This window comes from Kitasatospora sp. NPDC059817, from assembly GCF_042731835.1.
Classification (GTDB): domain Bacteria; phylum Actinomycetota; class Actinomycetes; order Streptomycetales; family Streptomycetaceae; genus Kitasatospora.
This window is the reverse complement of sequence record NZ_JBHWIR010000156.1, coordinates 5122-18498: the sequence shown is the minus strand read 5'-3', so window position 1 is coordinate 18498 and position 13377 is coordinate 5122. Positions and strand designations below refer to the sequence as shown.

Annotated in this window: 10 protein-coding genes; 9 read left to right on the top strand and 1 reads right to left on the bottom strand. The window is 74.6% G+C overall.

The annotated features are described in order from the left end of the window. Positions 1-430 precede the first annotated feature (430 nt). The 8 genes from ACFV61_RS27055 to ACFV61_RS27020 all read left to right on the top strand — a co-directional run bounded on the left by ACFV61_RS27055 (position 431) and on the right by ACFV61_RS27020 (position 7872). The gene (locus ACFV61_RS27055; protein WP_380494378.1) at positions 431-1750 is read left to right on the top strand and encodes an ATP-binding protein; all 1320 of its coding nucleotides are present in this window, start codon (positions 431-433) and stop codon (positions 1748-1750) included. Next, positions 1747-2157 (top strand): roadblock/LC7 domain-containing protein, encoded by a 411-nt coding sequence (locus ACFV61_RS27050; protein WP_063349165.1) that lies wholly within the window; start codon positions 1747-1749, stop codon positions 2155-2157. The genes ACFV61_RS27055 and ACFV61_RS27050 overlap by 4 nt, the downstream gene beginning before the upstream one ends. Beyond that, the gene (locus ACFV61_RS27045) at positions 2154-2528 is read left to right on the top strand and encodes a DUF742 domain-containing protein (protein WP_350881090.1); all 375 of its coding nucleotides are present in this window, start codon (positions 2154-2156) and stop codon (positions 2526-2528) included. Before ACFV61_RS27050 ends, ACFV61_RS27045 begins: the two co-directional genes overlap by 4 nt. Then, the gene (locus ACFV61_RS27040; RefSeq protein WP_063349167.1) at positions 2503-3093 is read left to right on the top strand and encodes an ATP/GTP-binding protein; all 591 of its coding nucleotides are present in this window, start codon (positions 2503-2505) and stop codon (positions 3091-3093) included. The genes ACFV61_RS27045 and ACFV61_RS27040 overlap by 26 nt, the downstream gene beginning before the upstream one ends. A 73-nt stretch (positions 3094-3166) precedes the next feature. Continuing rightward, positions 3167-4552: a cytochrome P450 gene (locus ACFV61_RS27035; RefSeq protein ID WP_380343615.1), complete on the top strand. Its 1386-nt coding sequence runs from the start codon at positions 3167-3169 to the stop codon at positions 4550-4552. A gap of 266 nt (positions 4553-4818) precedes the next feature. Continuing rightward, complete coding sequence (locus tag ACFV61_RS27030) at positions 4819-6009, top strand: cytochrome P450 (RefSeq protein ID WP_380494383.1); 1191 nt, start codon at positions 4819-4821, stop codon at positions 6007-6009. A 197-nt stretch (positions 6010-6206) separates the two neighbouring features. Continuing rightward, positions 6207-6941: an enoyl-CoA hydratase/isomerase family protein gene (locus tag ACFV61_RS27025; protein WP_380494380.1), complete on the top strand. Its 735-nt coding sequence runs from the start codon at positions 6207-6209 to the stop codon at positions 6939-6941. Between the two features lie 127 nt (positions 6942-7068). Next, on the top strand, positions 7069-7872 hold the full coding sequence (locus ACFV61_RS27020; RefSeq protein ID WP_380494377.1) for a hypothetical protein: 804 nt from the start codon (positions 7069-7071) through the stop codon (positions 7870-7872). Between the two features lie 183 nt (positions 7873-8055). Here the strand turns inward: ACFV61_RS27020 and ACFV61_RS27015 are convergent, their stop codons facing one another. After that, a complete protein-coding gene (locus ACFV61_RS27015) occupies positions 8056-11013 on the bottom strand; it encodes an FtsK/SpoIIIE domain-containing protein (protein WP_380494375.1) in 2958 nt (985 codons plus the stop codon). A gap of 320 nt (positions 11014-11333) precedes the next feature. Between ACFV61_RS27015 and ACFV61_RS27010 the strand changes: the two genes are divergently transcribed. Further along, positions 11334-13223 carry a serine/threonine-protein kinase gene (locus tag ACFV61_RS27010; protein WP_380494373.1) on the top strand — a complete coding sequence of 630 codons (1890 nt, stop codon included), beginning with the start codon at positions 11334-11336 and terminating at the stop codon, positions 13221-13223. Positions 13224-13377: the final 154 nt, after the last annotated feature.

The following is a 13377-nucleotide window of genomic DNA, read 5'->3' as shown; positions in this document are numbered from 1 at the left end:
CCTTTGTGTATAAGCGCCAGCGTCCCCGGACGCGGGCCCGCCGCTTTTCGTTGCCGCCGGCGACGGGCGACGGGCGGCCGGCGGGCGGCGGATTCCGGACGGTGACGGAGCCATCACGCTGCGCGCGAGCCGGGGTGGGGTCGGGAAGTGTCCCCGCGATTAACGTCGCGCTACGAACTCCTCCCATTCCCACCGGAGTTCCCGTCCGGTCGCGAAATTTCGCCCCAACTGCCCTTTTTGGCAGCTGTTCTGACCTACCAGGAGTTGCAGTAGGCTGACCCCGCGATAGGCGTCGCCGCAGGTCCCGTGCCGGAAAGCACCGCGATGTGATGTGACATCAGGTGTCTTTCGGAGGGGGTTCAGGCCGCCAGTCCCATTCGCGCCTTGGGGCCCGGACCGGCTCCACACGGTGCCACCTGAAGAGAGTTTCATGACGTCATTTGTGCAGGAACCCTTTTTCTGGGTCTTCATCGTGGTGATGCTCGCAGCCGTCGGAGCGGCCCTCCAGGCCCGCAGGACGAACCTCGCCCTGCGGAGGCGAAACGTTTCCCTGGAGGAGGCCAGCGCCCTGGCACAGCGGCAGCGCGACGAGTTCGCCGTGCTGCACGACCAGCTGCGGAACCAGCACGCATCCGAGCTGACGGACGTCCGCCGCGACGCCGAGGAGGACACCAAGGCCGTCCTCAAGGCGGCGATGCGGACGCTGCAGGGCTTGGCCGACGAGCAGCAGGTCGTCATCGACAAGGTGCAGCGGAAGTACGGCGACAGCCCGCAGATCCTGGCCGACCTGATGACGATCGACCACACGAACAGCCAGTTCGGCCGACGCGCCCAGGGCATCGCGGTGCTCTGCGGCGGCTGGCTGGGCCGCCGTGAGAGCGTCGCCTCGGTCTACGACGTGGTCCGCAGCGCCCAGGGCCGGATCCGGCACTTCGACCGGGTGCGGATCCACTCCCAGGTCAGCGTCGCGCTCGTCAGCAAGGTCGTCGAGCCCGTCGCCGTCGTGCTGTCCGAGCTGCTCGCCAACGCGACCAACTACTCCGCCCCGGACACCCCGGTGGAGGTCAGCGTCCAGGCCGTCCCCACCGGCGTCTGCCTGATCGTCGACGACGCCGGCCTCGGCATGGGCCAGGAGGAGAAGGACCGCGCGGCGGTGCTCCTGAACCCGGGCGCGCCGATCGGCCTCACCAGCCTGGGCAACCCCCCGAAGTTCGGCTTCGCCGTCTCCGGCATGCTGGCCGCCCGCTACGGCTTCCGGGTCTCCGTCGACTCGGTCTCCCCGTACGGGGGCGTGCGGGCCGTGGTGCTGCTGCCGGCCGAGCTGCTCAGCAGCGAGGTCGCGGCCCCGGCCCCGGCCCCGGCCGCCGCCGTGCACGGCGAGCACCAGGCCGCGCACGGTGACCACCAGGGCGCGCGCGGCGACTACCAGGCCCCGCCGGCGGAGCAGCCCGCGCAGGCCTGGGCGCAGGCCCCCGGTCAGCGGCTCGTGTCGCTGCCCGAACCGGCGGTGCCGCTGGCCCCGGTGCCGGCGGCGGCGGTGACGGAACCGGAGATGACCGCGGACGGACAGCTGCCCCGCCGCCGCCGCAACCGCCCGGTGTCCGTCCTCCCCTCCCCGCAGGACCCCGGCCGGGCCGAGGCACCGGTGCGGAGCCCCGTCCAGAACACGCCGTCCCGCCTCGGCGCGTTCCAGCGCGGCACGCTGTCCGGGCGCAACACCACGAACACGGAAGGAACCGAGATCCAGTGAGCCGCGATCTTTCCTGGGTGCTCAACGACGTACTCCAGGTACCCGGCGCCCGGCACGCCATCCTCGTCTCCGCCGACGGCCTCCTGCTCGAACGGTCCAGCGAGATAGGCCGTGACGAGGCGGAGACCAACGCCGCCGCGATGAGTTCGATGCAGTCGCTGAGCCGCGCGGTCGCCCCGTTCGTCGGCGCAGACGGCGCAGGCGCCGGGGTCTGGCGCCAGACCCTGCTGGAGTACGACCACGGCTGGATCTTCCTGATCGCGGCCGGCAGCGGCGCGTACCTGGCCGCCTCCACCGCCCCCGACGTCGACATGGAGGCGATGTCCTTCCGGATGCAGCAGCAGGTCGGCGCGCTCGGACGGGCGATGTCGGCGGCGCCGCGCCAGAGCACGCTCAGCGGCTCATGACGGCCGGCGGCGAGGAACAGCGGGTCACCGGCGGCTTCATCCGCTCGTACGTGATCACCGGTGGGCGCGAGTTACCGAGTGCGGAGGCCCTGTCTCTGATCACCTTGGTCACCGTCGCGCCCGAGCAGGACCTCCCGGCCCTGCCGAGCCCGGAGACCCGGGCGATCTGGGAGCTGTGCTCCGGCGGCTACCTCTCGGTGGCCGAGGTCGCGGCCCGGCTGGAGCTGCCGGTGGGGGTCGTGAGGCTGCTGCTGACGGACCTGATCCATGAGGGACGGTTGCTGTGCCGGTCGGCCCCGCCCCCGGCCCAGGCCCCGGATCCGAGACTTCTAGAGAAGGTACTGCATGGACTTCAACGCCGGTTCGCCTGAGGACATCTACGTCCCGGGCGCGGTGACGACCGCGGTCAAGATCCTGGTCGTGGGGCACTTCGCGGTCGGCAAGACCACGCTCATCGGGGCCTTGTCGGAGATCGCCCCGCTGAGCACCGAGGAGAGCATGACGCAGGCGTCCATCCGCGTCGACGACCTCCGCGGCGTACCGGACAAGAAGACCACGACCGTCGCCCTGGACTTCGGCCGGCTGACACTCGGCGACGACCTGGTGCTGTACCTGTTCGGCACTCCGGGGCAGCAACGGTTCATGCAGCTCTGGGAGGACATGGCGCGGGGCGCGCTGGGAGCGCTGCTGCTGGCCGACCCGACCCGCCTCGCGGACACCTTCCCCGTCATCGACCTGATCGAGCAGTACGGCCTGGAGTACGCCGTGGCGGTCAACAGCTTCGACCGGCAGGACGAGTACACCGAGGACCAGCTGCGCGAGGCACTCGACCTGCTGCCGCACACCCCGGTGGTGTTCTGCGACGCGCGGGACCAGCGCTCCTCGGCCGACGCCCTGCTGACGCTCGTCCGGCACCTGCTCGCCCGCGCCTCCTGACCTCCCCCGCGCCTCCCTCCCCGCACGCCTCCCGGGTCCGCACCCGCCCGGGGCCACCTCCAAGGAACGACCCATGGATTCTCCGCAGCGACCCGCCCCGCAGTCGCCTCCGCAGGGCTGCCCGATGCACGTCGGCGTGAGCACACCGCTCTACGGGGAGATGTTCTCGTCCGACCCCGGCGCGGTCTACGACAAGCTGCGCGCCAACGGCCCCGCCGCGCCGGTGGAGTTGGCCCCTGGGGTGGAGGCCACCCTGGTCACCTCGCACGAGGCCGCCCTGCGGGTGCTGCAGAACCCGGGGATGTTCGCCCGGGATTCGCGGCGCTGGGCGGCGCTCAACGAAGGACGGGTGCCGATGGACAGCCCCGTCCTGCCGATGATGTTCTACCGGCCCAACTGCCTCTTCACGGACGGCGCCGAGCACCTGCGGCTGCGCAAGGCCGTCACCGAGAGCCTGGGCCGGCTCAACGACAACCGGCTCAACCGGCACGTCGAGCGGATCGCCGGCTACCTGATCGACCAGTTCAGTCCGCTGGGCCGGGCCGACCTGCTCAACGACTACGCCAAGCTGCTGCCGCTGCTGCTGTTCAACCAGCTGTTCGGCTGCCCGGCCGACATCGGCGACCGGCTGACCCGCAGCATGTCCGCGCTCTTCGACGGCCTCGACGTGATCCAGGCCAACGAGGAGCTGACCGCCTGCCTGATGGACCTGGTCGCGCTGAAGCGCCGCCAGCCCGGCGACGACATCACCTCGTGGCTCATCCAGCACCCGGCCGGCCTGCGGGACGAGGAGCTCAAGGACCAGCTGGTCATGTTGATGGGCGCCGGCGTCGAGCCCGAGCGCAACCTGATCGGCAACGCGCTGCTCCTGCTGCTGTCCGGCGAGGGCCGCTCCGGACTGCGCATCGAGGACGCCCTCGACGACGTGCTGTGGAACAACCCGCCGATCGCCAACTACGCCACGCACTACCCGATGCAGGACCTCGACGTGGGCGGGGTCCCGATGGACGCGGGCAGCCCGGTGGTGATCAGCTTCGCCGCCGCCAACAGCGACCCCGCGCTGACGGACGCCCGGCTGACCCTCAGCAAGGGGGCCCACCTGGCCTGGGGCGCCGGCCCGCACGCGTGCCCGGCCAAGTCCCCGGCCCAGCTGATCGCCCTGAGCGCGATCGAGTGCCTGCTCAACGCCCTCCCGGACGTCACGCTCGCGGTGCCCGCGGAGAGCGTGGAGTGGCGACCGGGCCCGTTCCAGCGCGGCCTGGTCTCGCTGCCGGTCCGGTTCAGCCCGGCGCCCGCCCGGACCACGCGGCCGGCCGCGGGCGCGGACACCGCGCCGGGCGGATCGCCGGTCGGCGCCGAGGCGACGCAGGCGTACCCGCAGGCCAGTGCCCCCGCGCCGGGCCGGGCCGGGCAGAAGAAGGGGTGGTGGAGCTCCTTCCTGGACGTCTTTCGGGTCTGACACGCCCCGGGCTCCGATCCGACGCGCCGTCGGAAGCCGTTCCGCCACCGCGGCGTGAACGGAGTCCGACGGCGGTGCGGGTACGTGACGGGGGCAACACGGATCGACGCTTGAGCGCGCTGTTGCTGGGTAGATCGCCGCCGTACTGCCCGCCCGCGCGTAAGGAGCCCCGTGTGACCGCCACGTTGGAAGCCCGCCCCGCAGACCCGGAGCGCCCGGACGGAAGGGTGGTCGACCGCCGCGCCGCCGTGCCGCTCCTGCGCAGGCTGCGGTCGGCCGAGGGACTCGCCGACCCGAGCCCGGTCTACGACGGGCTGCGGGCGCTGGGAGACCTCGTCCCGGCGCCCTGGGGCGGCTACCTGGTCACCGGGTACGACGCGTGCGACCAGGTCCTGCGCGGCAGGACCTGGCTCGTCCCCGACTTCGCCTGGCAGGAACGGCAGACCGAGACGGGGCGCTGGGACGCCGTCGCCACCCAGGAGATGAGCCGGACCCTCTCCCGGCTCAACGCCCCCGACCACACCCGGCAGCGGCGCAGCCTCGGGAACCTCTTCGACCGGAACACCCTCCGGGACATGGAGCCGCAGATCGAGGCCGACGTCGCCGAACTGCTGGACCGCCTGGCCGAGCGAATACGGACGGACGGCGAGGCGGACCTCTCCGCCCTGGTCAGCGAGCAGCTGCCGATCGGCACCGTCGGGCGCTGGCTGGACATCGCCCCGGCGGACTACCCGCACATCCTGACGATGACCCACAACCAGGTGCACGCCCAGGAACTCCTGCCCACCAAGAGCCAGCTGGCGGTCTCCGAGCAGGCCACCATGGACCTGCGCGAGTACTTCACCCGCCTCGTCCGGGAGCGTCGCGACAACGACGGCGACGACGTGATCGCCGGCTGGATCCGCACCTGGGACGCGCTGGAGTCCGACCGCGAGGCCACCGACCGGATGGTCTACCAGCTCACCATGTTCGTCACCATCGCCTCGCTGGAGACCACGGCGACGCTGCTCTCCTCGCTGGTGTGGTCGCTGCTGCGGTCGCCCGGCCGGTGGGAGTGGCTGCGGGAGCGGCCGGAGCACATCGACGACGCGATCGACGAGGCGCTGCGCTACGACCCGCCGGTCCGCGTCAACAGCCGCGTCGCGGGCGAGGACACCGAGCTGGCCGGGGTGTTCCTGCCCAAGGACACCATGGTCCACGTGATGTACGGCGCGGCCAACCGCGATCCGCGCCGAAACCCGGACCCGCACACCTTCGACGTGCTCCGCCGGGGCACCCACCTCACCTTCGGCGGCGGCGCCCACTACTGCCTCGGCGCGGGCCTGGCCAGGCTGGAGGCGCGCGCCCTGCTCGGCCAGCTGCTGCGGCGCTTCCCGACCCTGAGGGCGGCGAGCCCGCCCGAGTACGCACCCCGGATGGTCTTCCACCGGGTGACGTCCCTGAGAGTGGCCGCATGAACGTGTTCCCGCAGGTGCCTCAGGTGCCTCAGGTGCCCCAGGTTCCGCAGTACCCGCCGCACGCGGCGCAGCCGTCGTACCTCCCGTACCCGTACCCGTACCCCGAGCCCGTCGCGTCGCCCGTCCCGCCGCCCGCCCCGGAGCCCGTTCCCGCGCCTGCGGCGGGCCGTACGGTCCGTACCGAGCGCCAGGGCCCCGTGCTCCACATCGAGCTGGACAGCCCGGCGACCGGGAACGCCGTCACCTCGGCCATGCTGGACGAACTCCTCGCCGTGCTGGCCGTACCCGATCCGGCCGTGCGCGTGATCGTGCTGTCCGGGGCCGGCCGGGACTTCTGCCTCGGCGGCGACCGCGACGAACTCTTCGCGGGCCTGGAGCAGGACCCGACCGGCGGCGGCATACGGAGCTACGGGGAGAAGGCCCGCAGGGTCTGCGATGCCCTCACCAACAGCTCCGCCGTGACCGTCGCCCGGGTCCAGGGCCGGGCCACCGGTGCCGGCTTCGCCCTGGCGCTCGCCTGCGACCTGCGGGCCGGCGCCGACAACGCCGTCTTCCGGCTGCCCGAGCTGGCCCTCGGCCTGCCCGTCGCCTGGGGCGGCCTGCTGCCCCGGCTGCTGCACGAGGTCGGCGCGGCCCGGGTCCGCGAGATCATCCTCACCGGCCGCCCGGTCGGCGCGGCGGAGGCGCGGGAGCTCGCCATCCTGCAGCGCGTCGTCCCCGAGCAGGAGCTGGACGAGGCGGTGGCCGAGTGGGCCCGGCCCATCACGCGCCGCCCCGAGGCCGCCCTGCGGGTCACCAAGACGCTGCTCGCCTCCCACGCGTCGGCGACCCGGATGGCCGACGCCTCCATGCTCGACGCCGAGCTGATGGCCTCGGTCCTGGCCGCCGCCCACTACACCCACACCGCCGCCGGCCGGGGGCCGGCCTCCTGACCGGTGCGTGCGAAGGGGCCCGCTAGAACCCAAGGAGGATGCGGGCCCCTTCCGCGTGTGTGGGGACCGGTGGTGGATCGTGTCCGAACGTCCGCTACCGTGTGCGGTCGACGAAGCGGAGATGATCATGGCGGGGATGACGCGCGGCGTGCGCGTAGCGGGGGCCGTGCTGACGACGGCCCTGGTCGTGGCCGGAGCGGCGGCCTGCGCGGGGGACGAGGGCGGAGCCGCTGCGGCGGCCAGTACACCGCCGCAGCCGTTCGGCGCCGCAGGCTACCGCGGGCTCCAGCTCTCGATGACCAAGGAGGAGGCGCTCACCTCCGGGGCCCTGGAGCCGTCGCCGGTCTCGCTGCTCAACGGCTGCACCGACTACGCGTACAAGGGCGGCCCGGCGCCGGACCCGGTCCGGATGGCGGCCGAGGCGGAGGTCCGTACGAAGGTCGACAAGGCTCGGGCCAGGATCGACGAGATCAAGGCGGCCAGGAAGCCGGTCGCGCCCCTGGCCCCCGGGGCCTCCTCGAAGGAGCGGCAGGAGTACCTCGCGGGCCTTCGGGAGCAGCTCGATCAGACCGAGGCGGGGCGGCAGGAGATGGCCGTGCTCTACAAGGACCTGGACCTCATCGGCCCGGCCCGCAAGAACTGGGACCAGGCCTTCCTGGCCACCGGCCGGGTCAACTTCGGTACCGAGGGCCTGCGCCAGCTGGTCGCCCCGGCGGACGCCCGCACCGCCGAGGGAGTCGGCGCCGGTTCGGCGGAGGAGGAGCTCAAGCGGGCCTACGAGGGCAAGGACCTCAAGCCGACCAAGGACGGCACGTACGAACTCCCGGCCGAGGGCGGCAACGGCGGCCCGGACTGGTTCTACGAGTTCACCATGGCCGAAGGCAAGGTCGCAGGCCTCGCCCTGGTCAAGCACAACACGTACTGCTCCTGACGTACTGCTCCTGAGAATCGACGGCGACGCCTCGGCCGAGGAAAGGCGCACGGCGCCAGGACCTCCGTCCGGTCGAGGCGGCGCGTACGTGGCTCCGCTCTCGGCGGCCCCGGCAGACCTCGGCCGGGGCCGCCGTCGTGTTCGCGGTTCCTGGGAAGTGGGCGGCGCGCTGGTGCGAGCCGGTCAGTGGGCGGCCGCGCGTTGGAGGGCGCTGGCGAGGAGGGCGAGGTCGGTGGGGCCGTTGCCGAGTTCGCGGACCGGGCGGCGGGCGGGTGGGGCGCCGAGTTGGAGCGGGTCGATCGCGACGACGGTGGGGCGCAGGGTGGCGGTGCGCGGGATGCGGCCGTTGATCCGGGCGGTCTGGAAGGCGGTGACGCCGCCGTCCGGCAGGCGCAGGTAGCCGCGGCCGGGGGTGTCCTCGGGCAGGGCGGCCGCGTCGCCGAGGTGGATCAGCAGGTCGGAGTCGGCCGGGTCCTCGGTGCGCAGCGCGATGCGGAGCAGGGCGGCCTCGTCGACCTCGGTGCCGGCGCTCTCCTCCGGGTGGCCGGTGGTGACCGCGAGGTGGACGCCGAGCGGGCCGCCGTGGCGGGCGACGGCGGCGAGGGCGCGGGCGAGCGGGCGGCCGGCCGGGGAGGTGGGGGAGAGGAGGGCGTCGTAGTCGTCCACGACGACGACCAGGCGGGCGGGGCAGGGGGCGGCGGCGGGGGAGGTGACCGGCCGGGGGCCGTCGCCACCGCTGCGCGGGTGGATGATCTTCGGGGTGGCGGCGGAGGCCGCGCCGACGACGGCGGGCACCGGGACGGCCGGGTGTCCGGCGAGGCTCTGTCCGGCCAGGCCCTGCCCGTCCAGGCTCTGCGCGTCCAGGCTCTGCCCGTCCAAGATGCGGGCGGCGTGCCAGGAGGCGAAGTCCAGTCCGTCGAACAGCCGCTCGCGCAGGGCGAGTTCGTCCTCCAGGGCCTCCGCGGCGAGCAGCGCGGCCCGCGGGTCGTCGGCGGCGTTCACCAGGCCGGTGACGTGCGGCAGTTCGGTGCAGCCGTCCAGGCCGTCCTCGGTGGACCGGCCCTCGATGAGGGTGACGGTGAGGCGCTCGGGGCGTTCCGAGACGGCGAGCGAGGCGACCAGGGTGCGCAGCAGCTCGGTCTTGCCGGAGCCACGGGCGCCGCCGATGAGCAGGTGCGGGCCGCCCGGGTCGGGGGAGGGGAGGGCGAGTTCGGGGTCGGCCAGGTCGAGCGTGCAGAGCTCGTCCCGGGTGGTGCCGAGCAGCGCGGTGGCGGCGCCGATGCCGCCGGCGTGCGCCGCCCAGCGGGCGGACAGCTTGGCCGGGGTGACGGTGTCGAGCTGGAGCAGGTCGAGCAGCCGCAGTGCGTCGGGCAGCGGGCCGCGGGCGGCCGGGGCGGCCTCGCGCAGCGGGGCGAGCACGCGGGCGAGCCGTTCGGCCCAGGCGTCGGAGACGGCGTCCAGGGAGACCTCGTGCAAGGTCTCCCGGCCGCGGGCGACGGGGCGGTCGAGGGAGAGCTGGGTGCCGACCTCGCCGGTGATCAGGGCGGTGGCGCCGAGGCCTCGGGGGAGCAGTTCGGGCTGCTCGGCGAGGCAGACCGGGAAGATGCCGACGGCCGGTCCCTGGCGCAGCAGCAGGTCGACGGCCTGCCGGGCGGTCTCGGTGGTCGGGCGGCCGTCCACCACGACGACGGTGGCGGGGTGGCCGCCGAGGCCGGCCGGGCCGCTGAGCCGGGCGGTGAGTTCGGTCAGCCGGGCGGTGGCCTGTTCGTCGTCGAGGCCGAGCAGCAGCCGGCAGTCCTGGCCGTCGGCGGGGCGCAGGTGGGGCAGCCAGAGGGCCCAGGCCCAGGTGTCGGCGCGTTCTTCGGGGGTGCGGGCCTGGTCGGCGTCGACGACGACCAGGCTCAGGCCGGTCGGCGGGTGCAGGGCGGCGAGCTGGGCGACGACGGCCCGGGTGAGTGCGTCCAGGCGTTCGCGCGGGCCGCTGAGGCCGAGGCTGCCGGCGGTCTGCAGGTCGAGGGTGACGGGGACGGCGGGCAGCATGGTGCCGGGTGCGGTGCCGGGGCCGCCGGGGCGGTCGGCGGTGCCCAGGCGCAGGGTGAGCGCGTCGGGGTGGCCGGGGCCGCGCTCCCAGAGCCGGGGGCCGGGGCCGACGGCGTTGAGCAGCAGGGTGGCGAGATCCGGCCACCGTTCGCGTTGGGCGGCGGCCTGGCGCAGCCGTACGGCGGTGTGGTGGCGTTCGGCGCTCTCCTGGCCGGGCGGTTCGGCGGCGCGGCCGAGTCGCAGCGAGAGCAGGCCGCGGCCGCGGCCGGGGGCGGGTTCGGGGGCGGCGGGGGGTTCGGCCACCGGCGGGGTGGGGCGGACCGGGCCGGGGGCGGCGAGCTGGAGGTGGCCGTGGCCGTCGGGCAGGGCGGCGCGGCCGGTGCCGTCGGCCGGGTCGGGGGTGGCCACGTGCAGGGTGGATTCGCCGATGCGCAGCAGGGCGCCGGCTTCCAGCGGGACGGCTTCCTCGGGGGCTCCGGGCGGGACGAGCCGACCGTCCAGGGTGGTGCCGTTGGTGGAGCCGAGGTCGCGGACGGTGATCCTGCCGTCGTCGGCGAGGTGCAGGGCCAGGTGCAGCCGGGAGACGTCGGGGTCGTCGAGCGGGACGTCGGCTTCGCCGGAGCGGCCGATCCGGATCTCCCGGCCGTGCAGCCGGTGCACTCCGCCGGCGTCGGGGCCGCCGACCACGCGAAGTTCGGCGGCGGCGGGGGTGTCGTCGGGGTCGTCGGCGGTCGGGTCGGGCTCGTTGAGGCTGAGGACGGCCCCGTCGAGGAGCGGGGGGTGGCCGAGCAGCGTGTGCTCGTCGACCCGGTGCGCCCCGGCGTACAGGTGCACGTGGGTGGCGGCCCGGGGCCCGCGCACGCCGACGGCGCCGGCGAGGGCGCCCGCGAGGGAGCCGAGCGCGGTGCCGACGGGGGCGGTGACCAGCACGTCCACGTAGGGGATGGCGGAGCCGGCGGCGGCCGGGCCGCTGCGCGGTCGGAGGACGGTCAGCCGGATCTGCATCTCGCCCGCGGGTCCCTTCTGCTGGTGTGGAGCCTGGTACCGCTGCCCGGTGTCGTCGCGGGCGCGCGGGGCGGCCGCGGCGACCCTTTGGGCCACACGAGTGGCGAGTGTCCATCCTGCCATCCGTCACGGACAGTCCGCGCACCGTACCGGATTTGACGATCTTGCGATCATCGCCATGGTGGAGGCGACGGAGGGTCAGGTCAACCGGTGCGGCGAGGGCCCCGTCGGCGGGCCCGCCGAACCGGTCCGGGAACTCCCCTAGGGGATGTCCCCCAACCCCTCCGGGATGGCCTGCCGGTCGCCCCAAAAACCTGAACGGACACCGTTAGAGTGGCCGCAGACACGGGCCCGGCAGGCTCACCGCACCGGCGGAGGAGCGCCCCGCGCGGGCGGCACGACGAGGAGTGCGACAGGTGCGGCCAGTCGGCAGCAAGTATCTGCTTGAGGAGACCCTCGGACGGGGTGCCACCGGGACGGTCTGGCGCGGCCGGGTGCGCCCCGACGTCCAGGTGCCCGGCAGCGAGCCCGGGCAGCTGGTGGCGATCAAGGTGCTGCGCGAGGAACTGGCGTCCGACCCGGACGTCGTGATGCGCTTCCTGCGCGAGCGCTCGCTGCTGCTGCGGCTGACCCACCCGAACATCGTCCGGGTCCGCGACCTGGTGGTCGAGGGCGAGCTGCTGGCCCTGGTGATGGACCTGATCGACGGCCCCGACCTGGCCCGCTACCTGCGTTCCAACGGCCCGTTCAGCCCGATCGCCGGCGCCCTGCTGATGGCCCAGGTCGCGGATGCGCTGGCGGCCAGCCACGAGGACGGGATCGTCCACCGCGACCTCAAGCCGGCCAACGTGCTGCTCGCCTCCACGGTGCTGGACGGCACCGAGCAGATGCACCCGATGCTGACCGACTTCGGCATCGCCCGCCTCGCCGACTCCCCGGGCATCACCCGTACCCACGAGTTCGTCGGCACCCCCGCCTACATCGCGCCGGAGTCCGCGGAGGGCCGCCCGCAGACCTCCGCGGTGGACGTCTACGGCGCCGGGATCATGCTGTACGAGCTGGTCACCGGCCGCCAGCCGTTCCAGGGCGACAGCGCGATCGCGCTCCTCCACGCCCACCTGGCGCAGGAGCCGCAGCGGCCCAGCACCATGCCCGAGCCGCTGTGGACGGTGATCGAGCGCTGCCTGCGCAAGGACCCGGCGCAGCGGCCGTCCGCGACCTCGCTGGCCCGCGCGCTGCGGGTGGTGGCGGCCGGCGTCGGGGTGCACGCCTCCCCGTCGGCGGTGGACGAGGCGCTCGCGGTCGGCTCGCTGCTGCTGCCGGACCCGCGCCCGACCTCCGTCCCGAGTGCCGGCGCGGGCGTCCCCGGCCTGTCGCCGGCCGCCCCGGCGGCCCCGCAGTACGACCCGGCCGGGGCGACCCAGGTGATGGGCACCCAGCCGCCGCCCGCCCCGCCGTTCGGGGCCCCGGACCGCACCCAGGTGATGCCGCCCACCGTCGTGCCACCGCCCCCGCCGGGTGCTCCGGGTGCTCTGGGCGCTCCGGCGGAGGAGACGCCGCACCCGTGGCAGACGCAGCTGCGGGCGGCCCGGGACCGCAACCAGCAGACCCAGGTCGGCTACTTCGGCCCGGAGGACTTCGAGGACCCGCAGGTCGCCCCGCGGCCCTTCCAGGCCGGGCCGGCCGGTCCCCCCGGCTACCAGCCGCAGCCGCCGGCCGGCTACCACCCGGACCGGCGGCGCCAGGGCCCGCCGCCGCCCGGGTACGCCCAGCGGCCGCCGGTGGCCCCGCCGCCCTACCGGGGCGGTCAGGGCGGTCAGGGCTACCAGGCCGGGCAGTCCGGTCACGGCGGCCCGCCGCAGCCCGGGCCCGGTGGGCGCCCGCAGCCGCCCGGCGGCTACCGGCCGGCCCCGGCCGCGTACGGGCAGTCGCAGGGCGGCTACCCGCCCCCGCCCGCCCCGGTCCCGCGCCGGGCCGAGCCGCCGGCGCCGCAGCACCGCGAATCGCCGCAGCACCGCGAGCCCCCGCAGCACCGCGAATCGCCGCAGCGCCGGGACGAGCCGCGCGAGCAGGACCGCCGCGAGCCCGCCCCGCCGCGCGAGCGGCGCCCGCGCAGCCGCAACCGGATGTACATCCCCGGGCTCGGCTGCCTCAAGGGGTGCCTGGTGGTGCTGGTGGTGCTGGTGGTGGCCGGGGTGGCGCTGTGGAACTTCACGCCGCTGCCGCACTACTGGGACAACATCCAGGGCTGGTTCAACACCGTGCGCGACTGGGCGGACGCCCTGTTCGGCAGCTCGAAGAACTGACGCCGGGCCAGACCCTGCCGTGGGGGGGGCCCCCCGGGCCGGGCGGGGCCGCCCCCCGGGGGGGTATATGGCTGCACTTAATCCCCGCAGTTTATTTGGGGGCGGGGGGGGGTTGGGGGCGGCCGGGGTGGGGGGGGGGCGGGCGCCCCCCAGC